The 19,542-nt window shown below is 59.5% G+C and carries 20 protein-coding genes; 3 read left to right on the top strand and 17 right to left on the bottom strand.

What is annotated here, in order from left to right:
- Nucleotides 1–73: 73 nt before the first annotated feature.
- From EAH78_RS16025 to EAH78_RS16015, 3 genes are read right to left on the bottom strand one after another with little or no spacing between them, the layout of a single operon-like run.
- A complete protein-coding gene (locus EAH78_RS16025; protein ID WP_140668374.1) occupies nt 74–952 on the bottom strand; it encodes an alpha/beta hydrolase in 879 nt (292 codons plus the stop codon).
- The gene (locus EAH78_RS16020) at nt 949–2,343 is read right to left on the bottom strand and encodes an aspartate aminotransferase family protein (protein ID WP_140668373.1); all 1,395 of its coding nucleotides are present in this window, start codon (nt 2,341–2,343) and stop codon (nt 949–951) included. Before EAH78_RS16020 ends, EAH78_RS16025 begins: the two co-directional genes overlap by 4 nt.
- Nucleotides 2,336–3,034 carry an MtnX-like HAD-IB family phosphatase gene (locus EAH78_RS16015; protein ID WP_140668372.1) on the bottom strand — a complete coding sequence of 233 codons (699 nt, stop codon included), beginning with the start codon at nt 3,032–3,034 and terminating at the stop codon, nt 2,336–2,338. The genes EAH78_RS16020 and EAH78_RS16015 overlap by 8 nt, the downstream gene beginning before the upstream one ends.
- 219 nt (nt 3,035–3,253) lie before the next feature.
- Between EAH78_RS16015 and EAH78_RS16010 the strand changes: the two genes are divergently transcribed.
- Entirely contained in the window at nt 3,254–4,006 is a 753-nt protein-coding gene (locus tag EAH78_RS16010) for a MipA/OmpV family protein (protein ID WP_140668371.1), read from the top strand.
- Between the two features lie 134 nt (nt 4,007–4,140).
- Here the strand turns inward: EAH78_RS16010 and EAH78_RS16005 are convergent, their stop codons facing one another.
- The 14 genes from EAH78_RS16005 to EAH78_RS15930 all read right to left on the bottom strand — a co-directional run bounded on the left by EAH78_RS16005 (nt 4,141) and on the right by EAH78_RS15930 (nt 18,036).
- On the bottom strand, nt 4,141–4,542 hold the full coding sequence (locus tag EAH78_RS16005) for an EamA family transporter (protein WP_140668370.1): 402 nt from the start codon (nt 4,540–4,542) through the stop codon (nt 4,141–4,143).
- The gene (locus EAH78_RS16000; protein ID WP_140668595.1) at nt 4,535–4,909 is read right to left on the bottom strand and encodes a transporter; all 375 of its coding nucleotides are present in this window, start codon (nt 4,907–4,909) and stop codon (nt 4,535–4,537) included. The genes EAH78_RS16005 and EAH78_RS16000 overlap by 8 nt, the downstream gene beginning before the upstream one ends.
- Nucleotides 4,910–5,159: 250 nt before the next feature.
- Nucleotides 5,160–5,489: a GlpM family protein gene (locus EAH78_RS15990; protein WP_170219132.1), complete on the bottom strand. Its 330-nt coding sequence runs from the start codon at nt 5,487–5,489 to the stop codon at nt 5,160–5,162.
- Between the two features lie 8 nt (nt 5,490–5,497).
- Nucleotides 5,498–6,826 carry a sigma-54-dependent transcriptional regulator gene (locus EAH78_RS15985; RefSeq protein ID WP_140668368.1) on the bottom strand — a complete coding sequence of 443 codons (1,329 nt, stop codon included), beginning with the start codon at nt 6,824–6,826 and terminating at the stop codon, nt 5,498–5,500.
- Complete coding sequence (locus EAH78_RS15980) at nt 6,823–8,724, bottom strand: sensor histidine kinase (protein ID WP_140668367.1); 1,902 nt, start codon at nt 8,722–8,724, stop codon at nt 6,823–6,825. The genes EAH78_RS15985 and EAH78_RS15980 overlap by 4 nt, the downstream gene beginning before the upstream one ends.
- Before the next feature lie 237 nt (nt 8,725–8,961).
- On the bottom strand, nt 8,962–9,696 hold the full coding sequence (locus EAH78_RS15975; protein ID WP_008056645.1) for an amino acid ABC transporter ATP-binding protein: 735 nt from the start codon (nt 9,694–9,696) through the stop codon (nt 8,962–8,964).
- Nucleotides 9,693–10,364, bottom strand: a complete 672-nt coding sequence (locus EAH78_RS15970) for an amino acid ABC transporter permease (protein ID WP_140668366.1) — start codon at nt 10,362–10,364, stop codon at nt 9,693–9,695. Before EAH78_RS15970 ends, EAH78_RS15975 begins: the two co-directional genes overlap by 4 nt.
- Nucleotides 10,364–11,110, bottom strand: coding sequence for an amino acid ABC transporter permease (locus EAH78_RS15965; protein ID WP_140668365.1), 747 nt, complete (start codon nt 11,108–11,110; stop codon nt 10,364–10,366). The genes EAH78_RS15970 and EAH78_RS15965 overlap by 1 nt, the downstream gene beginning before the upstream one ends.
- Nucleotides 11,111–11,303: 193 nt before the next feature.
- Nucleotides 11,304–12,218 (bottom strand): glutamate/aspartate ABC transporter substrate-binding protein, encoded by a 915-nt coding sequence (locus EAH78_RS15960; RefSeq protein ID WP_140668364.1) that lies wholly within the window; start codon nt 12,216–12,218, stop codon nt 11,304–11,306.
- Nucleotides 12,219–12,659: 441 nt separating this feature from the next.
- Nucleotides 12,660–14,198, bottom strand: coding sequence for a glycerol-3-phosphate dehydrogenase (gene glpD, locus EAH78_RS15950; RefSeq protein ID WP_140668594.1), 1,539 nt, complete (start codon nt 14,196–14,198; stop codon nt 12,660–12,662).
- A gap of 320 nt (nt 14,199–14,518) precedes the next feature.
- Nucleotides 14,519–15,274 carry a DeoR family transcriptional regulator gene (locus EAH78_RS15945; RefSeq protein WP_007943555.1) on the bottom strand — a complete coding sequence of 252 codons (756 nt, stop codon included), beginning with the start codon at nt 15,272–15,274 and terminating at the stop codon, nt 14,519–14,521.
- 94 nt (nt 15,275–15,368) lie between these two features.
- Nucleotides 15,369–16,874 (bottom strand): glycerol kinase GlpK, encoded by a 1,506-nt coding sequence (glpK, locus tag EAH78_RS15940; RefSeq protein WP_140668363.1) that lies wholly within the window; start codon nt 16,872–16,874, stop codon nt 15,369–15,371.
- 74 nt (nt 16,875–16,948) lie between these two features.
- Nucleotides 16,949–17,800 (bottom strand): MIP/aquaporin family protein, encoded by an 852-nt coding sequence (locus EAH78_RS15935; RefSeq protein WP_140668362.1) that lies wholly within the window; start codon nt 17,798–17,800, stop codon nt 16,949–16,951.
- An 8-nt stretch (nt 17,801–17,808) separates the two neighbouring features.
- Nucleotides 17,809–18,036, bottom strand: a complete 228-nt coding sequence (locus EAH78_RS15930; RefSeq protein WP_140668361.1) for a hypothetical protein — start codon at nt 18,034–18,036, stop codon at nt 17,809–17,811.
- A 136-nt stretch (nt 18,037–18,172) separates the two neighbouring features.
- Between EAH78_RS15930 and ybaK the strand changes: the two genes are divergently transcribed.
- Nucleotides 18,173–18,643, top strand: coding sequence for a Cys-tRNA(Pro) deacylase (ybaK, locus tag EAH78_RS15925; RefSeq protein WP_123434948.1), 471 nt, complete (start codon nt 18,173–18,175; stop codon nt 18,641–18,643).
- Between the two features lie 15 nt (nt 18,644–18,658).
- Nucleotides 18,659–19,441: a PhzF family phenazine biosynthesis protein gene (locus tag EAH78_RS15920; protein WP_140668360.1), complete on the top strand. Its 783-nt coding sequence runs from the start codon at nt 18,659–18,661 to the stop codon at nt 19,439–19,441.
- Nucleotides 19,442–19,542: the final 101 nt, after the last annotated feature.

Raw genomic sequence — 19,542 nt, 5'->3', positions numbered from 1 at the left:
GGATAAACCGTTTCAATACAGTAGCCGACTTCGCCCTGTAGCAGCAGGCTTCGCCCGTTGCTACAGGTCGTGTTCAGGCCAATTGACGGTAATCCTGTCGTATGGGTTGCGGGGCGTAACCTTGCTGCATGAAACGGTGCTGGATGAAATCGGCGCTCAGTTCCACCACGCGGCGGTATTGCAGGTCGACGGTGATCATGTGATAGCAATCGTCGAGCAAGACTTTCACCACCGGCCCACCGAGTTTTCGCTCCACATAGTCGGCATTCCACACGCTGGTGATGTCGTCCTCCCTTGAATGCAGCACCAACGCCTGAGTAGTGATCTGCGGCATACGTTTTTTCACCGCCGCCACCAGCCGATGCAGCTCGCGAACGCTGACCCCGGACATGGTCAGCAGGCCGGCATTGCTGCTTTCACCGGCCTTCATCTGTCGCTCGACAATCGCGCGCAAGCGTTCGTCCTTGATGCCGAACGGTGATTTTTCGTTGAAGCGGCACAGGTGCACGCCGTACGGAATCGACATCACCAGGCTGCTCAATTTCGCCACCCAGGGCATGTTCCAGCCGTCGTAGCGCAGGGTCGTCGAGTACAGCAACAACCCTTCGATCTGCCCCGGATGCTCGGCAGCCAGGTACATCGACAACACCGCGCCCATCGACAAACCGCCGACGAACACATGCTTGTGTTTGCGTCGCACGCCGACGAAGGTGTTGCGCGCGCTTTCGTACCAGTCGCGCCAACCGGTGGCTTGCAGGTCGGCGTTGTTCCCGCAATGGCCGGCCAGGGTCGGCACATAGACGGTGCACCCGGCCTTGGCCAGGCCCATTGCCACCCGACGCAACTCGGTCGGGGTGCCCGTGAGGCCGTGGATCAACAACACCGCGACCTCCCCTGAGCCGAGAACGAAACCGGCGCTGCCTTCGCCCATGTCGATCTCTGCGGCGTTCATCGTTTCATGGCCCGATGCAGCAAACGGTCGAGCAGGGCGATGCCGAGGTCGATTTCCGGGTAGCTGATTTCCAGCGACGGCGCGAGGGTGATCACGTTTTTGTAGTAACCGCCCACGTCGAGGATCAAGCCGAGGCGTTTGCCGTCGATTTCGATGTCGCCCTTCATGCCTTCATCGACCATGAAGTCCAGGGTTGCCTTGTCCGGCGTGAAACCGTCCGGGCCGCAAATTTCGCAACGCAGTGCCAGGCCCAGACCGTCGACGTCGCCGATGATCGGGTAGCGCTTCTGCAAGTCTTTCAGGCCTTCGAGGAAGTATTTGCCCTTGTTCATGACCATGGCGCCGTAGTCGACTTCGCTGGTCATCTTGAACATTTCCAGGCCCACCGCGGTGCCCAACGGGTTGGAGGCGAAGGTGGAGTGGGTCGACCCTGGCGGGAAGATTTTCGGGTTGATCAGTTCTTCTTTGGCCCAGATCCCGCCCAGCGGATTGAGGCCGTTGGTCAAGGCTTTGCCGAAGACGATGACGTCCGGTTTGACGTCGAAATGCTCGATCGACCACAGTTTGCCGGTGCGCCAGAAACCCATCTGGATTTCATCGACCACCATCAGGATGCCGTGCTGATCCAGCACATGCTTGAGCTCGCTGTAGAAATTCATCGGCGGAATCACGTAGCCGCCGGTGCCCTGGATCGGTTCGACGTAGAACGCGGCGTATTCACTCTGGCCGACTTTCGGGTCCCAGACGCCGTTGTATTCGGTCTCGAACAGGCGGGCGAATTGCTGCACGCAGTGGCTGCCGTATTCTTCCTTGGTCATGCCTTTCGGGCCACGGAAGTGATACGGGAACGGGATGAAATTGGCGCGCTCGCCGAAGTGGCCGTAGCGACGGCGATAGCGGTAGCTGGAGGTGATCGACGAGGCGCCGAGGGTCCGGCCGTGATAACCACCCTCGAAGGCGAACATCAGGCTTTTGCCGTTGGTGGCGTTGCGCACGACTTTCAGCGAGTCCTCGATGGATTGTGAACCGCCGACGTTGAAGTGCACGCGACCGTCGAGGCCGAACTTCTTCTTGGCGTCGACCGCGATCATTTCCGAGAGCTCGATCTTGCCTTTGTGCAGGTACTGGCTGGCGATCTGCGGCAGGGTGTCGATCTGTTGTTTCAGCGCATTGTTCAGGCGTGGGTTGGCGTAACCGAAGTTGACCGCCGAGTACCACATTTGCAGGTCGAGGTAGGCCTGGTCTTCGGTGTCCCAGACGTAGGAGCCTTCGCAACGGCTGAAAATGCGCGGCGGGTCGATGTAGTGAACGGTGTCGCCGTACGAGCAGTATTTGGCTTCTTTATCCAGGAGGATCTGGTCTTCAGGGGTAGCGATTCGAATATCAGACATGGTGGAAGCGTTCCTGTGTTTCTGCGGTGAAAGGGGTGGTGTTGGCAGCGCTTGCGTTTGGCAGCAGGGCCAACAGGGCAGGGAGTTCTGCGAAGCTGTCGAAGCGCGCATGGGCGATGCCGTTGCGCTCGCAGTGCTCGGCCAGGCGATCCTTGGCGAACACGAAATCGGCGGTGGCGGCGACGCACATGTCGGACTGGCCATCACCGATCACCAGCACGCGTTTAGTGCTGGGGGTGGATTTGCATTTGCAGTTGCCGGAAGCGGCGCGGCAGGCGTCGCTGGCGTGGGGGAAGTCGATGCGCCAGCTGTCGTGATCGAGCTGACGCAAGCGGTTGGCGAGGATCGGCAACAGGCTGACGTAGTGGCGTGCAAGGATTCGGGCGATGCCTTGTTCGATGCCGTCGCTGACCACTTCAAACGAGGCGCCGAGGCCGATGGCGTGGTCGACGAAGTCGGGGAAGTCCGGGTCGATCTCGATGGTGTCGAAGAACCCGAGCAGTTCACTGGGGGTGGCCTTGACCAGCGCGAGCTGGCGGCTGAGGCATTCACGGGAACCGATCTGACCTTCCAGCCACTCGTTTTCGATCGCTTCCCAACTCGGGTCGGCGAAGCGTTGGAGGATGCTGTCGATCACGTCGGTGCGGGTGATGGTCCCGTCGAAATCACACACGATATGCCAGTCAATCATCTGCAGTACCTATTGGGCGTTGCGCGCTGTCTGCGCTTGCCAAGGGGATAGAGCAGGGACTGTGCCAACCGGGTTTGGCCCCGCAGGGCTGGGGTTCTGGCGGGGTTGGGGCGCTGCGAAGCTACAATTTTTGTAGGTCGCTACAAACAACATGAGTGCTTGCGCGGGGGAGGTGAAAAGGGGATTGATGCGCGCCTATCCCGTACAAGGAATGGCCTCATGTCGAGGATCACTGTTGTTCTATTCACCGCGCTGACGTGCCTGTCGGCCAGTGTTTCAGCGGCCGGCATTACCGGGGAGGCCGGAGCGGGTCTCAGCTATCAGCCACACGATCCGAGCGGCAGTCGCTACGAAGTCCGGCCGGTGCCGTACCTCGATCTGGACTGGGGCGATGTCAGCCTGAGCACGGATGACGGCCTGACCTGGAATGCGTTGAAGGCCAACGGTTTCAGCGCCGGACCGTTCGTGAATTACCTGCCGGGACGGACTGCCAACGGTGAGCTGCAAGGCCTGCACGACGTGCCGGACATGGGCGAAGTGGGCGGGTTTGTGCAGTACGCACCGGCTGATTTCTGGCGGGTGTTTGCCTCTGCCGGGCAAGCGGTCGGCGCGCGTGGCGGGGTGTTGGGCCGGGTCGGCGGCGAAGTGGGTTATCCCGTGGGTGGCGGGGTGATTGGCAGCTCCAATGTGACGGCGCACTTTGCCAATGCCCGGCAGAATCAGGCATTTTTTGGTGTCAGCGGGGATGAGTCGCTGGCTTCCGGGATTCGGCCTTATAACGCCGCAGGTGGATTGCAGAATGTGGCGTTAACCCAGAGTTTTGAGTTTCCGCTGGCGCCGCACTGGTCGTTGCTGACCAGTGCGAGCTGGATTCACCTGACGGGTTCGGCGGCGGATAGCAGCCTTGTCAAACAGGTTGGGGATAGTAACCAGGGGGAAGTGCAGGCGGCGATTGCTTACAAATTCGACTGAAGGATCTTTATTGAATTGACTGACGCCTTCGCGAGCAAGCCCGCTCCCACATTCAATCGCATTCATTCAGGAAAAACACGGTCGAATGTGGGAGCGGGCTTGCTCGCGAAGGCGTCCTCGAATTCAACAGAGATCTAGCTTTCTTCACCTTCAGCCAGCAACGCAATCCCGCCAATAATCACCGCCACACCTATCCAGTGCAGTCCGCTGATCTGCTCGCCCAGTCCTAGCCACGATCCGAGCAAAACCCCGACAAACACCAATGAACTCAGCGGAAACGCCAGCGACAAACTACTGCGGCGCAAAATCAGCATCCACACAAAAAAAGCGCCGATGCCGCAGCCCACTGCACTCAACACGCCGGGGTCGACCACCACAGCCCGCAGCCATTGCAGGGTGAACGTCATCTGGCCCAACTGATCGCCACCGACCTTGGTCGCAATCTGTCCGGCACTTTCCAGAATAATCAGCAGTGCCCAGAGCACCACGGTGCCGAGCCGCCCGTGCAACCATTCCATCGGTTTGGGCTCAAGCATGACCGGCACACACGAGCATCACGCCCACCGTAATCACCAGCGTTGCCAGCCAGCGTCGGCGGCTGACGGTTTCGCCCAGCACCACCTTGCCCGCCAGCACCACGCCGCAATAAGCCAGGGCTCCGGCCGGAAACAACAGGCTCAGCGGGGCTCGGGACAAGGCTTCAAGCCAGACGAAAAACTCCAGCGCATAGGCGCCGATTCCAAACCACAGCAGCGGCGCGTTGAACACTTGGCCCCAGAAGGCGTTCAGCCGGAAACCGCCTTCGAGTTCCGGCAAACGGTCCAGGCCTAGCTTGAAGCAGAGCTGGCCGATGACGTCCAGCACGATGGAAAAGGCGACCAGCAGGATGACGGTGAAGGTCAGGTCGGGATCTAGGATAGGCACGGTCAGGATTCACCCTCGGCGGATCCTCCCGGACACCGGGTTCATCAAACATGAAGACCGGCCGGGAGGGCTGTGCGGGGTAAATGCAAGGGACGGGCCAGCCCCCCTGACGATGCGGTTCCCTGGTGGGCGCGGGCTTGCTCGCGAAAGCGGTGTGTCAGCCAACATGGATGTTGAATGTGCTGGCCTCTTCGCGAGCAAGCCCGCTCCCACAGGGAACTGTGGGCGGTCAGGCGTGGAGGCGGACCCACACGGTGACGAGGATTGTCGCCGCGATCAGCCAACCGACTGCCGCCACCGCGAGTGAAGCCTCCAACCGCATCCGGTCCACCATCACATACAACGTCGCCAGGTAAACGAAGTACGGAATGATCGACCACATGCCAAACACGATGGTGGTCTTCAAGTCCTCCACCGAACGCCCTTTGCCGACGATGAAATGCGCAATCAGCGCAAAGGTCGGAAACAACGGCACCAGCCCGGCGATGTAATAGTTTTTGGTCTTGGCCAGCGCCGCCAGAATCAGTACAACCGCCGCACCCAACGCCGCTTTCAGCATCAAATCCATCAGTGGCTTAGCCCGTACTTTTTGACTTTGTCGAACAGCGTGGTCTTGGCCATCCCCAGTTCCAGGCTGGCCTGGGTCAGGTTGCCGCCGCTGCGCTGCAAGGCGTCGCCGAGCAAGGTGCGCTCGAAGGCTTCCACCGCTTCGGCGAACGCGAGGCCCTGATTGCTGCCACTGGCGCCGCTTTTTTTAAAGGCCGGCAGGCCGAGGGCAAAGCGTTCAGCGACGTTGCGCAGTTCACGCACATTGCCCGGCCAGTCGTGGCTCATCAGGTTAGACAGGGTCTGGTTGTCCAGCTCCGGAACCGCGCGATCAAAACGCAGGGACGACTGCTGCAGGAAGTGCTCGAACAGTTGCAGGATGTCTTCGCGACGTTCGCGCAGCGGCGGCAGTTCCAGGGTCACCACGTTTAAGCGGTAATACAGGTCGCTGCGGAATTCGCCGGCCTTGCTGGTTTCGGCCAGATCGGATTTGGTGGCTGCGATCACCCGGCAATCCACTGCCACGCTCTGGTTCGAGCCGAGGCGTTCGAGGGTGCGTTCCTGCAACACCCGCAGCAATTTGATTTGCAGCGGCAGGGGCATGCTTTCCACTTCGTCGAGGAACAACGTGCCGCCGTCGGCGTGTTCGATCTTGCCGATTCGCCGCTTGCCGGCACCGGTAAAGGCGTTGGCCTCGTGACCGAAGATTTCACTTTCGAACAGATTCTCCGGCAAGCCGCCGCAGTTCAGCGCGACGAATTGTTTGGTGTGGCGGCGACTGAAGTCATGCAGACAGCGCGCGACCAGTTCTTTGCCGGTGCCGGTCTCGCCTTCGATCAGCACGTTGGCCGAGGTGTCGGCGACGTTGGCGATCAGTTCTCGCAGATTTTGCATGGCCGGCGAACGGCCGATGATCCGGCCTTCCAGCGAGTCGCGCTCCGCCAGTTGCCGGCGCAACGAAGAGACTTCTCGAGCGAGGCTACGTTGTTCCAATGCTCGACGGGCGACGTCCACCAAGCGTTCGGGGGAGAAGGGTTTCTCCATGAAGTCATAGGCGCCTTTTTGCATCGCGCCGACCGCCATGGAGATGTCGCCGTGACCGGTAATCAGCACCACCGGCAGGCTGCGATCGCGGGCCTTGAGCCGGGTCAGCAGTTCCAGGCCATCGATGCCGGGCAGGCGAATGTCGCTGATGACGATGCCGGCAAAGTTGTCGCCGACACGTTCCAGCGCTTCTTCGGCGCTGCCCACACCGACGCAAGGAATGTCTTCCAGGGTCAGCGCCTGTTGGCAGCCAAGCAGCACATGAGGGTCGTCTTCGACGATCAGCACACTAAGGTCGTTGTTCATATTGGCTCGGCGGGAGTGGGGCTTACCAACGGTAAACTGAGGACGAAGGTGGTACCACCACTGGCCGGGTGTTCGACACCCAAATGCCCGCCGGTGGCGGCGGCCAGGCTGGCGGACAGGGTCAGGCCGAGGCCCAGCCCTTGTTCGCCGGGTTTGGTGGTGAAGAACGGTTCGAACAGGTGCTTGCGCGCTTCGGCGTCAATGCCGTGGCCGTTGTCGCGCACGCGAAGGCGATATTTGCCGTCGAATTCGTCGCCTTCCAGCCACAACTCCGGCAGCGGCTGGGCGTGCATGGCGTCAAGGGCGTTGCCGATCAGGTTGACCAGAATCTGTTCGAGGCGGGTCTGGTCGATCTGCACCTGCACATCGGCGAATTCCCGATGCAGTTGCAGATGAACACTTTCCACCCGACCGCCGAGCAGTTGCAGGGCCGCGTCCACCGCTTTGCCGAGGCAGGCCTGGCCTTTGTCGTCACCACGACGGGCGAAGGAACGCAGGCTGGCGGTAATCCGGCCCATGCGGTCGATCAGTTCGTTGATGGTCTTGAGGTTGGTGCTGGCGACATCCAGCTGACCGCGCTCCAGAAAGCGTACGGTGTTGCCGGACAAGGTTCGCAGGGCCGCCAATGGCTGGTTCAATTCGTGGGCTATGCTGGTCGACATTTGGCCAATGGCCGCGAGTTTTCCAGCTTGTACCAGTTCATCCTGGGCGCGGCGCAGCGTCTCTTCAGCCTGCCGGCGCTCGCGGATCTGAGCCTTGAGCCGTTCGTTGCTGGCGCGCAGGTCGGTGGTGCGTTCGGTAATCCGACGCTCCAGTTGATTGTTGGCTTCCTGCAAGGCCTCCCGGGCGGCGAGGCGGGTGGCGATGACCTTGCGCCGCTCGTTCCAGGCGATGAGCAAGAACGCCACGAGGGCAAACGCCACCGCCACTAGAATCCCTTGGTTGATCGCTTCGCGGCGCAAATCCTGCAACGGCGTGAGCAGGGTGAAATTCCACGGTGTGTCGCTCAGGGGCCGGGTCTGGGCCAGGTAGCTGATGTCCTCTTCGTCGGACTTCACTTCGCTGTTGGCGGGGAAGGTTAGTTTCTCCACGCCTTCGGCCAGGGTTTCACGGGCCAGCGGTTGCAGTTCGTTCAGCGGGAACCAGTAGTACTGGAGGCTTCGGGCGAGTTTTTCCTTGGTCTCGTCGCTCAGCGGCACGACTGACTTCAGGCGCCGCGCCGGGTCGCTGGAGAGGATGATGATGCCGTTCTCGTCGCTGACGAACGCTTCGAGGCGCGCCCGCTGCCAGCGTTCTTCCATGGCTTCGAGGCGCACCTTGACCACCGCGACGCCGATGATTTTGCCGTGTTCTTCAAGGCCGTGGGCCAGGTAATAACCGGGTTCGCCGTTGGTGCTGCCGATGCCGTAGAAACGTCCCGGCTGGCCGCGAATGGCGTTCTGGAAATAGGCGCGGAAGGACAGGTCTTCCCCGAGGTAACTGTCGACATCGCGCCAGTTGCTGGTGGCCATGACGCGACCGGTGGTGTCCATCACATAGATGGCCCGACTGCGACTGCGCCGGTTCAGGCCTTCAAGGTAATCATTGACCGTTTGCCGGTGTTCCGGCGATGGGTCGTCCAGCAGTTCTGAAACACTGGATTCGAGCTCCAGCAGGCTGGGCAGGTAGGTGTACTTGCTGATCTCGCTCTCGACGGCGCGGGCGTGCAGTTCGAGCTGACGCTGGCCGTTCTCGCTGAGGCTGCGAATGCCGTAGTGTTCACTGATCCAGAAGCCGGCGTAACCCAGTCCGATCATCAGGGCGATGATCAGCGGCGGCAGGAGCAAATGGCGAATCAGACGGGGTTTCACGGCAAGTGATGGCGGCGCTGCGCGATAGAGAGGGGGGTCGCATTTCATCACAGATGCCTTGGGTCAACCAGCGTCGCAACGGGCTTGCTCTGGTTTCCAGTCGAACGCGGGACCTGTGGCGAGGGAGCTTGCTCCCGCTCGGCTGCGAAGCAGTCGTAAAACCGGCAAATGCGTTGTGTCAGCCAAATTGCATTTGCAGGTTTTGGGGCCGCTGCGCGACCCAGCGGGAGCAAGCTCCCTCGCCACAAAGGGGAGCCTGCCCTTCTGGCAAGGGCAGTGCCGTTTTTAGTGCTGCAAAATCTTGTTGAGGAAGTGCTGTGTCCGCTCGGCCCGGTGGCTGATGTCGCCGAAGAACTCTTCTTTCTTGCAGTCTTCGATGATTTTGCCCGCGTCCATGAAGATCACCCGGTCCGCCACTTTACGGGCGAAGCCCATTTCGTGGGTCACGCACATCATGGTCATGCCTTCGTGGGCCAGTTGCACCATCACGTCGAGTACTTCGTTGACCATTTCCGGGTCCAGCGCCGAGGTCGGTTCGTCGAACAGCATGACGATCGGGTCCATCGCCAGCGCACGGGCAATGGCCACACGCTGTTGCTGACCACCGGACAGCTGGCCCGGATGTTTGTGCGCATGGGCAGACAGCCCGACGCGCTCAAGCAGTTGCAAGCCTTTCTTGGTGGCTTCTTCCTTGCTGCGGCCCAACACCTTGATCTGCGCGATGGTCAGGTTTTCGGTGATGGTCAAGTGCGGGAACAGCTCGAAATGCTGGAACACCATGCCCACGCGCGAACGCAGTTTCGGCAGGTTGGTCTTCGGGTCTGCGATGGATGTGCCATCGACCACGATGTCGCCTTTCTGGAACGGTTCCAGCGCGTTGACGCATTTGATCAGCGTGGATTTGCCGGAACCGGACGGCCCGCACACCACGATCACTTCGCCTTTTTTGACCTCGGTGCTGCAATCAGTCAGTACCTGGAAGTCGCCATACCACTTGTTGATGTTCTTGATAGAGATCATACGGCAAACCTTTTTTGCAGACGCTTGACCAGCAGCGAGGCGGCAAAGCTGATTGTGAAGTACACGAGACCTGCGAAGATCAGGAACTCATTGGAGCGACCAATAATGTCGCCACTGGCACGCGAAGCATTGAGGAAGTCCACCAGGCCAACCGCGTAGACCAGCGAGGTGTCCTGGAACAGGATGATGCTTTGTTGCAGCAACAGCGGGGTCATCTTGCGGAACGCTTGCGGCAGGATGATCAGACGCATCATCTGGCCGTACGTCATGCCCAGCGCCTGGGCTGCGCCCATCTGGCCCTTGGGAATCGACTGCACACCGGCCCGGACGATTTCGCAGAAGTACGCGGCTTCAAACATCATGAAGGCCACGATGCACGAAGCGAACGCGCCGATCGGGGTGTCTTCGCCAGTGATCCAGCGCAGTACGAACGGCACCGCCAGGTAGAACCAGGTGATCACCAGCAGCAGCGGGATCGAGCGGAAGTAGTTAACGTACGCGCCGGCAAGGTTCGACAGCAGTTTGCTGTGGGACAGTCGGCACAGCGCCAGGATCGTGCCGAGGATGATCCCGCCGACCACGCCCAGCGCCATCAGTTGCAGGGTCATGACCATGCCGTTCCACAAGCCCGGCAGGGACGGGATGATGCCCGAGAAGTCGAGTTCCATTATTTACCCCCTACGGAGATCAGGCCCGGTACGGCGACTTTCTTCTCGACCAGACGCATCAGCAGCATCAGGCTCATGTTCAGGGTGAAGTAGATCAGGGTCGCCAGGGTGAACGCCTCGAACAGGTTGGCGGAGAACTCGGCGGTCTGTTTGGTTTGCGCGAGCAACTCCATCAGGCCGATCAGCGAGGCCACGGACGTGTTCTTGAACACGTTGAGGAATTCCGAGGTAAGCGGCGGAATGATGATCCGGTAGGCCTGGGGCAGCAGCACGTTCCAATAAATCTGCGGCAGTTTGAAACCCATGGCACGGGCCGCGGATTCCTGACCTTTTGGCAGGGCCTGGATACCGGTGCGCACTTGTTCGCAAACGCGAGCGGTGGTGAACAGGCCCAGGCAGACGACGACGCTGAGGAAAGCCGAAGTAGTCGGGTTGAGGTCCTGTTTGTACCAGTCCTGCAGGTTTTGCGGCAACAGATCGGGTACCAGGAAGTACCAGATGAACAGCTGAACCAGCAGCGGCACGTTACGGAAGAGTTCGACGTAGCAGGTCGCGATGCCCGATACGATGCGATTCGGCACGGTGCGCATGACGCCCAGAACCGAGCCCAGTGTCAGGGCAATGATCCAGGCCACGATGGCGATGGCAATGGTCCAGCCCAAACCGGTGATGTACCAGTCGAGATAGGTCTCGCTGCCAACCCCGGTGGACTTGAAGAATACGCCCCAGTCCCAGTTGTAATTCATTAGGGTCTCCCCTCAGATCGATCGATGTACAAGTGCCCGCCTGGGGAAGCTCCGTTCCCGCCCGACCATGATAGTCAGGCACACACGAGCGGCTCGACAGCCACCGGTTCGAGTGTTTCCAAAAATGCCAGCAGGGAGTGACAAACTCCTGGGAGGGCAACGGCCCTCTCAGGAGATAAGGGTAGTCAGAAAATCAGGACTTCTTGTCGTCAGCCGCTTTATCGGTCGGATTGGCGATCAGGGCCTTGAGCTCGTCGCTCATCGGGAAGTTCAGGTTCAGGCCTTTTGGCGGGATTGGCTGCATGAACCATTTTTCGTAGATCTTGTTGATCTCGCCCGACTTGTAAGTGGCGACGATGGCGTCATCCACAGCCTTTTTGAACGGCTCGTCGCCCTTGCGGACCATGCAGCCGTAGATTTCGTAGGACTGTGGAGTACCGGTCACGGCCCAGTCATCAGCCTTCTTGGCTTTGGCGGCTTCGCCGGCCAGCAAGGCGTCGTCCATCATGAACGCAACCGCGCGGCCCGATTCCAGCATCTGGAAGGATTCGCCGTGGTCTTTGGCGGAGATGACGTTCATGCCCATTTGCTTGTCGGCGTTCATCGACTTGAGGAGGCGCTCGGACGTGGTGCCCGCGGTGGTCACGACGTTCTTGCCTTTGAGGTCGGTGAAGTCTTTGTACGGCGAATCTTTCTTGGACAGCAGACGGGTGCCGATCTCGAAGATGCCGACGGAGAAGTCAACTTGCTGCTGACGCTCGACGTTGTTGGTGGTGGAGCCGCACTCGACGTCCACGGTACCGTTCTGCACCAGCGGGATACGGGTTTGCGAGGTCACCAGATTGTATTTGACCTGGAGATTCGGCATGTCCAGGTCTTTCTTGATGGCTTCAACGATTTTCAGTTGCAGATCGTGGGAGTAGCCAACCGGTTTGCCGGTAGCGTCCGCGATGTAGGAAAACGGAATGGAAGCGTCACGATGCCCGAGGGTGATGACACCGGACTCTTTGATCTTTTTCAGGGTGCCGGTGAGTTCGGCGGCGAAAACCGGAGTGCTGATCAGAGCGGCAGCAATGGCTGCGCCCAGGATATGGGGAACGATGCGCATCAAATTTTCCTCGACATTGTTTTTTTTATGGAGCCAGTTCGTCGGCCCTTTTGTGCTTCGAATGCCGGTGGGCTCCTGACGGGGCGCAACGGGCATTCGTCGAAGAAGTGTAGAGCATGACTCGTGCCAGGCCAGACGGGATAGATCAACATATTGATTTATAAGGGGATTAAATATTTATGGCGTTATTTTTCGCGAGGAAGTATCCGGTTAACCGAATCGACTGATGGGTCGCGTTCGGAAAACCGAATATCCTACCGAGCATGTATCCATTGTGGGAGCGGGCTTGCTCGCGAAAGCGGTGTATCAGTCAAAGCAGTTGTCGACTGACACGACGCCTTCGCGAGCAAGCCCGCTCCCACATTTGGTTTGTGGTGACTCTGGAAAGCAAAAAGCCCCTGAATCTCTCGATTCGGGGGCTTTGCTTTAACCGATTGCCAATCAGGCCGCTTCGATTTTGCTGCGATTCTGTTCAACCTTGCTCAGGTAATCCGCCAGCTTCTGCTGTTCGGCCGGGGTGGTGAACAACCCGAGCTTGCTGCGGCGCCACAGGATGTCATGCGCCGTGGTGGCCCACTCATCGCTGCACAGGTAATCGACTTCACGGGTGTAGAGCCCGCCGCCGATGTGTTCACCCATGTCATTGAGGTTCTGTACGCCTTCGAGCATGCGCCAGGTGCGGCTGCCGTAAGTCGTGGCCCAGCGGCGGGCGATCTCGGTCGGCACCCAGTCGTATTTGTCGCGGATCAAGGCGCACAAGGCTTGCGGGGTGGTCATGTCTTCGCCGCCCGGCAGCGTGGCGCTGGCGGTCCAGCTTGGCTTGATGTGCGTGAAGTACGGTGCCAGTTGTGCCAGCGCCGACTCGGCCAGTTTGCGGTAGGTCGTCAGCTTGCCGCCGAACACCGACAGCAATGGCGCTTCTTCACCGGTGCCCGACAGCGCCAGGGTGTAATCGCGGGTGACGGCCGACGGGTTGTCGGATTCGTCGTTGCACAGGGGGCGAACACCGGAATAGCTGTGCAGGATATCGTCGCGGCTGATCTGCTTCTTGAAGTGAGCGTTGACCACTTTCAGCAGGTAGTCGGTTTCGCCTTCGGTGATTGCCACTTTGGCGGGATCGCCGGTGTACTCACGGTCGGTGGTGCCGATCAGGGTGAAGTGGTTCAGGTACGGAATGGTGAAAACGATGCGCTGATCTTCGTTTTGCAGAATGTGCGCGTGTTCACCTTCGTACAGCTTCGGCACGATCAGGTGGCTGCCCTGGATCAGGCGGATACCGTACGGCGATTCCATCTTCAGGTCGTCGCGAATGAACTTGGCCACCCATGGGCCGGCGGCATTCACCAATGCCTTGGCGCGGATCGAAAACAGACTGCCATCGGCGCGTTCCAGGTGCAGGTGCCACAGGCCTTTAGTGCGACGAGCGCTGACACAACGGGTCTGGGTGTGAACGTGGGCGCCTTTTTCACGGGCGGCCATGGCGTTCAGCACAACGAGGCGTGCGTCATCGACCCAGCAATCGGAGTATTCAAAGCCTTTGGTGATTTCGCTTTTCAGTGCGCTTTCCGGGCCGAACTTCAGGCTTTTCGAACCTGCCAGTTTTTCCCGTTTGCCGAGGTGGTCATACAGAAACAGGCCGGCGCGAATCATCCACGCCGGACGCAGGTGCGGGCGATGCGGCAACACGAAGCGCATTTGCTTGACGATGTGCGGCGCCTTGGCCAACAGCACTTCGCGCTCGGCGAGGGCTTCGCGCACCAGGCGGAATTCGTAATGTTCGAGGTAGCGCAGGCCGCCGTGGATCAGCTTGCTGCTGGCCGAGGACGTGTGGCTGGCCAGGTCGTCCTTTTCACAAAGGAACACCGACAGACCGCGACCGGCGGCATCTGCTGCGATCCCCACGCCATTGATCCCGCCACCGATGACGGCGATGTCGTAGACCTCAGCGAGAGGGGGCGTAGGCAAGGTAGAAGTGGGCATCGGCTGGCCTCGGTGCTTGTATTGGTATTTGAATTCGAACATTAATGTTCATTTGCGAAAATGGTAGCCCATTAGGACGTCCACAGCCAGCTAACTTCGATTGAAAAAACTGATCGAAGGGCGGTTAAAGGAAAATTTTCGAACATTGAATGAAGGGGGTGCTGATTTTCGTGGCGAGGGAGCTTGCTCCCGCTGGAGTGCGCAGCACTCCCAAAAAGGTGGGTGCGGTTTACCTGACAGGCCGCATTGTTTGGTTTGGGGCGGCTTCGCCACCCAGCGGGAGCAAGCCCCCTCGCCACAGGGGAGCTGCTTTTGGAGGGTTAAACGACTTCGAGTCGAATCTTGTGCTGACTCAACAATTGCGCCAGCGCCGGGACCGGCGGCTGGTCGGTGACCAGGCAATCGATCAGGCTGATCGGCCCCAGGCGAATCATGGCGTTGCGCCCGAATTTGCTGGAGTCCGCCGCCAGAATCACCTGGCGCGCATTGGCGATGATCGCCTGCGACACCCGCACTTCCTGATAATCGAAGTCCAGCAGGCTGCCATCTTCATCGATGCCGCTGATGCCCACCAACGCGAAGTCGACTTTGAACTGATTGATAAAGTCGACACTCGCCTGACCGACCACGCCGCCGTCGCGCCGCACATTACCGCCAGTCAACAGAACGTCGAAGTCGTCCTTGGCGCTGAGCATCGAGGCCACGTGCAGGTTGTTGGTGATGATTTTCAGGTGATTGTGGTTGAGCAGCGCCCGGGCAATCGATTCGGTGGTGGTCCCAATATTGATGAACAACGAGGCGTGATCAGGGATCTGGGCGGCAATGGCTTCGCCGATGCGCTGTTTTTCATCGCGCATCTGATCGGCGCGCATGGCGTAGGCAGTGTTTTCGACACTGGAATCGTAGGCCGCGCCGCCATGGTAACGACGCAACAAATTGGCTTCCGCAAGCTGATTGATATCGCGGCGGATGGTCTGCGGTGTAACGACGAACAGCGTGGCCATTTCCTCAATGCTGACGTAGCCGCGTTCGCGAACCAGTTCGAGGATTTGCTGCTGACGGGGAGGCAGATTCATGGGGCTTCCTTTGGGCTGCCGTGCAAAATTTGCCCATGATGCCGCAGGAATCCGCTCCCGACCAGTTACAACCTATTGCGAACCTGTTGTTGGCTTATTCAGCGCCTTCATGCGGTTCCCAGTCGCGGGTGCGGCTGACGGCTTTTTTCCAGCCGGCGTAGAGTTTTTCCTTCGCGGCTTCGTCCAGGGTCGGTTCGAATTCGCGCTCGATCACGGCCTTGCCGCGCAGTTCTTCCAGGCTGCCCCAGAAGCCGCACGCCAGGCCAGCGAGGTAAGCGGCGCCAAGTGCGGTGGTTTCACGCATTTGCGGACGTTCGACCTGAGTGCCGAGGATGTCGGCCTGGAATTGCATCAGGAAGTTGTTCGCTACCGCACCGCCGTCCACGCGCAATGCTTTGAGGCGTTCGCCGGAATCCTGTTGCATGGCGTCAAGTACGTCGCGTGTCTGGTAGGCAATCGATTCCAGGGCGGCACGAATGATGTGGTCCACGCGCACACCCCGCGTCAGGCCGAACAGGGCACCACGGGCATACGGGTCCCAATACGGTGCGCCCAGACCGGTGAAGGCCGGCACCAGGTACACGCCGTTGCTGTCCTTGACCTTGTTGGCGAAGTATTCGGTGTCGTGGGCGTCATTGATGATTTTCAGTTCATCACGCAGCCACTGAACCGTGGAGCCGCCGTTGAATACTGCACCTTCCAGCGCATAGGCCACTTCGCCGCGCGGGCCGCAGGCGATGGTGGTCAGCATGCCGTGCTTGGACTTCACCGCTTTGTCGCCGGTGTTCATCAGCAGGAAGCAACCGGTGCCATAGGTGTTTTTCGCCTGGCCTGGCTCGACGCACATCTGGCCGAACAGGGCGGCTTGCTGGTCACCGGCAATACCGCCGATGGCGATGCCGCTTTTGGTGTGGCCGTAGATTTCCGAAGACGACTTAACTTCCGGCAGCATTTCGCGCGGAATATCCAGCACCTCCAGCATCTTCGCGTCCCACTCCAGAGTGTGGATGTTGAAGAGCAGGGTGCGCGAGGCGTTGGTGTAGTCGGTGACGTGGACTTTGCCGCCGGTAAATTTCCAGATCAGCCAGCTGTCGACGGTGCCGAACAGCAGTTCGCCGTTGCGCGCACGCTCGCGGCTGCCTTCGACGTTGTCGAGGATCCACTTGAGCTTGGTGCCGGAGAAGTACGGGTCGGTGACCAGGCCTGTGGTGTCGCTGATGTATTGCTCATGTCCGTCGCGCTTGAGCTGTTGGCAGATCTCGGTGCTGCGGCGGCACTGCCAGACGATCGCGTTGTAGATCGGGCGGCCGGTGGTCTTGTCCCAGACCACGGTGGTTTCGCGCTGGTTGGTGATGCCGATGGCCGCGACCTGATCGTGATGCAGGCCGGCTTGTGCCAGGGCTTCGACCATCACGGCGCTTTGGGTGGCGAAGATTTCCATCGGGTCATGTTCGACCCAACCGGCTTGCGGGTAATGCTGGGCGAATTCGCGCTGGGCGGTGCAGACCACGTTCGCATCGCGGTCGAAAATGATCGCGCGCGAGCTGGTCGTACCCTGATCGAGGGCAATGATGTAGTTCTTATTCTGAGTGTCGGTCATGTCGATTGCCTTGGACGAAAAAAGGGGTTGAGGTCAGGCGCGCGCCACAGGGGCAGGACCACGCGCCTACGGTATCAAGAGGTTCTTGGTTTGCCGTCAATGGCCGGTGTTGCTTCCTTTGTAGCAGGTGTGGCGCTGGGCAGATGACGGGCAATCAGCCCGCGATAGGCGGCAGCACCGAGGCAGGCACCGACAATCGGTGCAAAAACTGGAATCAGGAAGTACGGGATATCTCGCCCGCCGGTGAAGGAAATTTCACCCCAGCCCGCGAAGAAAGTCATCAGTTTCGGGCCGAAATCACGCGCCGGGTTCATCGCGAAACCGGTCAGCGGGCCCATCGAACTGCCGATCACCGCAATCAGCAGGCCGATCAGCAGCGGTGCCATTGGCCCGTTGGGCAGACCATTGTTGTCATCGGTCAGGGACATGATCACGCCCATCAGGATCGCGGTGATGATCACCTCCACCAGAAACGCCTGGGCCGTGGTCAGGACCGGATTGGGGAAAGTCGAGAACACCGACGCCAATTCCAGGCTGGCCTGAGTGCCGCGGACCATGTGGTGGGTTTGTTCGAAATCGAAGAATAGATTGCTGTAAAGCGTGTAGACCAGCAGCGCGCCGCAGAAGGCGCCCGCCACTTGGGCGAGGATGTAGAACGGCAATTTGCGCTTTTCGAAGTCAGCGAAAATGCTCAGTGCAATGCTCACGGCAGGATTGAGGTGCGCCCCGGAAACCCCGGCGGTCAGGTAGATGGCCATGCTGACGCCGACACCCCAGATGATGCTTATTTCCCACAAGCCAAAGCTGGCACCCGCGACCTTGAGCGCGGCAACACAACCGGTACCAAAAAAGATAAGCAGCGCAGTGCCCAGGAACTCGGCCATGCATTGGCTCGAGAGCGACGGTTGTTGTAAAGCAGTTGTCATTGAAAACCTCAATTGTTTTTGTTGTCTGGCGCTTTTTTCATCATGGTCGAAGCGCGATTTTCACCAAGGCAGGATCCCCATCCTGGTCTTGGTTTGCTGCCGGGTGCTGCTGTAGGACTTTTCGTGCTGTATTCAGATTCGAAAAAATATAGACAAGAAACACTGCTGTCAAAGGTCGAAAGTGAACTGTCGGTCACAATCCAACTATTAGTCAGGTGAATGATCGTATTGTTCACGCAACGGTTCCTTCGTGGACGAACGGTAAAAGACGGCGCCAGACCTTGAAATCAGGGCCGCAGTAGAGCCTTTTGCGAGGCAATGTCCTAGAATTCAGCGCAGGATTTTTCTACTGCCGCCCAGTCTGGAGCTGTCATGACCCCCGCATTGGATTTGTTGAAAAAAGTTCGAGCCGAACATCGCGTGCACAGTTACGAACATGATCCAAAGGCCGCGTCCTACGGGTTGGAGGCAGCAGAAAAGCTCGGGCTCGACCCGGCGCAGGTGTTCAAGACCTTGCTCGCGGCCAGTGAAAAAGGTGAATTGCTGGTGGCGGTGGTACCGGTCGTCGGGAGTCTGGACTTGAAGCATCTGGCGCATGCGGCGGGTGTGAAAAAAGTCGAAATGGCCGATCCGGCGGCAGCGCAGCGAGCGACGGGTTATTTGTTGGGCGGAATCAGTCCGTTGGGGCAGAAGAAGCGTTTGCGGACATTCATCGATAACTCGGCTCAGCCTTTCGCCAGCATTTTTGTCAGTGCCGGTCGACGTGGTCTTGAGGTGGAGTTGGCGCCGGCGGTACTGGCCGAACATACTCAGGCGAAATTCGCCGACATTGGCCGCGCCTGAATCGGGGAGAGGGTTATGCAGCTTGAATTTCACCAGGTCGACGCGTTCAGTGATCGGCCGTTCAGTGGCAACCCGGCGATGGTCTATCGACTCGATGCCTGGCTCGCTGAGGAGCTGATGCAAAAAATCGCCGCAGAACACAATCTCGCCGAAACTGCCTTTGTGGTGCGTGAAGGGCAGGGGTGGCACATCCGCTGGTTTACTCCGACTACTGAGGTGCCGCTGTGCGGCCACGCGACATTGGCCAGCGCCTGTGTATTGTTTGAAATCTATAAAGAACCCGCCGAACGCCTGGACTTCATTTGCAAGTCCGGCCTATTGAGGGTGAGCCGCGAAGGTGAACGTTTGTGGCTGGATTTTCCGGCGATCACGCCTTCGGAAGTGGGCGTCACTCTAGACGTCGAGCGCGCCCTGGGTGTCGAAGTGGTCGATGTGCTCGGTTCAAACGAGTTGTTTGTTGTGCTGGAGTCCGAACAGGCTGTGCTGGATTGCCAGCCCGACATGGTCGCGCTGGCGAAGCTGCCGTGGCCTGGGGCGATCGTGACCGCCAAAGGCAGCAAGCATGATTTTGTCTCCCGCTATTTCGCCCCGGCGATTGGGATCAACGAAGATCCCGTGACGGGCTCGACTCATTGCAGCCTGATTCCGTATTGGTCGAAGCGGCTGGGTAAAACGAGCCTGACTGCGTATCAGTGTTCGAAGCGGGGTGGGGAGTTGTTCTGTCGGTTGGAAGGTGATCGGGTCAAGATTGGCGGGAATGCGACGCTCGTTGCGAGCGGCACATTGATGCTGACCTAGCGCAGAACCACTGTGGGAGCGAGCATGTGTGGCGAGGGGGCTTGCCCCCGTTCGGCTGCGAAGCAGTCGTAAACTGGTTAACTTTGAAATGCCGGGGCCGC

The sequence above is a fragment of the Pseudomonas arsenicoxydans genome (assembly GCF_006438915.1).
Lineage (GTDB): Bacteria > Pseudomonadota > Gammaproteobacteria > Pseudomonadales > Pseudomonadaceae > Aquipseudomonas > Aquipseudomonas arsenicoxydans_A.
This window is presented reverse-complemented; position numbering and strand designations above follow the sequence as displayed.

Bases quoted from the DNA above. Each gene is read 5' to 3' on its own strand.
- ybaK (WP_123434948.1), top strand. From the start codon at position 18,173: ATGACCCCCGCATTGGATTTGTTGAAAAAAGTTCGAGCCGAACATCGC.
- EAH78_RS15945 (WP_007943555.1), bottom strand. From the start codon at position 15,274: ATGAATCTGCCTCCCCGTCAGCAGCAAATCCTCGAACTGGTTCGCGAA.
- glpK (WP_140668363.1), bottom strand. From the start codon at position 16,874: ATGACCGACACTCAGAATAAGAACTACATCATTGCCCTCGATCAGGGT.
- EAH78_RS16025 (WP_140668374.1), bottom strand. From the start codon at position 952: ATGAACGCCGCAGAGATCGACATGGGCGAAGGCAGCGCCGGTTTCGTT.
- EAH78_RS15990 (WP_170219132.1), bottom strand. From the start codon at position 5,489: ATGCTGAAAGCGGCGTTGGGTGCGGCGGTTGTACTGATTCTGGCGGCG.
- EAH78_RS15920 (WP_140668360.1), top strand. From the start codon at position 18,659: ATGCAGCTTGAATTTCACCAGGTCGACGCGTTCAGTGATCGGCCGTTC.
- EAH78_RS15970 (WP_140668366.1), bottom strand. From the start codon at position 10,364: ATGGAACTCGACTTCTCGGGCATCATCCCGTCCCTGCCGGGCTTGTGG.
- EAH78_RS16005 (WP_140668370.1), bottom strand. From the start codon at position 4,542: ATGCTTGAGCCCAAACCGATGGAATGGTTGCACGGGCGGCTCGGCACC.
- EAH78_RS15975 (WP_008056645.1), bottom strand. From the start codon at position 9,696: ATGATCTCTATCAAGAACATCAACAAGTGGTATGGCGACTTCCAGGTA.
- EAH78_RS16010 (WP_140668371.1), top strand. From the start codon at position 3,254: ATGTCGAGGATCACTGTTGTTCTATTCACCGCGCTGACGTGCCTGTCG.
- EAH78_RS16020 (WP_140668373.1), bottom strand. From the start codon at position 2,343: ATGTCTGATATTCGAATCGCTACCCCTGAAGACCAGATCCTCCTGGAT.
- EAH78_RS16015 (WP_140668372.1), bottom strand. From the start codon at position 3,034: ATGATTGACTGGCATATCGTGTGTGATTTCGACGGGACCATCACCCGC.
- EAH78_RS15985 (WP_140668368.1), bottom strand. From the start codon at position 6,826: ATGAACAACGACCTTAGTGTGCTGATCGTCGAAGACGACCCTCATGTG.
- EAH78_RS15965 (WP_140668365.1), bottom strand. From the start codon at position 11,110: ATGAATTACAACTGGGACTGGGGCGTATTCTTCAAGTCCACCGGGGTT.
- EAH78_RS15935 (WP_140668362.1), bottom strand. From the start codon at position 17,800: ATGACAACTGCTTTACAACAACCGTCGCTCTCGAGCCAATGCATGGCC.
- EAH78_RS15960 (WP_140668364.1), bottom strand. From the start codon at position 12,218: ATGCGCATCGTTCCCCATATCCTGGGCGCAGCCATTGCTGCCGCTCTG.
- glpD (WP_140668594.1), bottom strand. From the start codon at position 14,198: ATGCCCACTTCTACCTTGCCTACGCCCCCTCTCGCTGAGGTCTACGAC.
- EAH78_RS15980 (WP_140668367.1), bottom strand. From the start codon at position 8,724: ATGAAATGCGACCCCCCTCTCTATCGCGCAGCGCCGCCATCACTTGCC.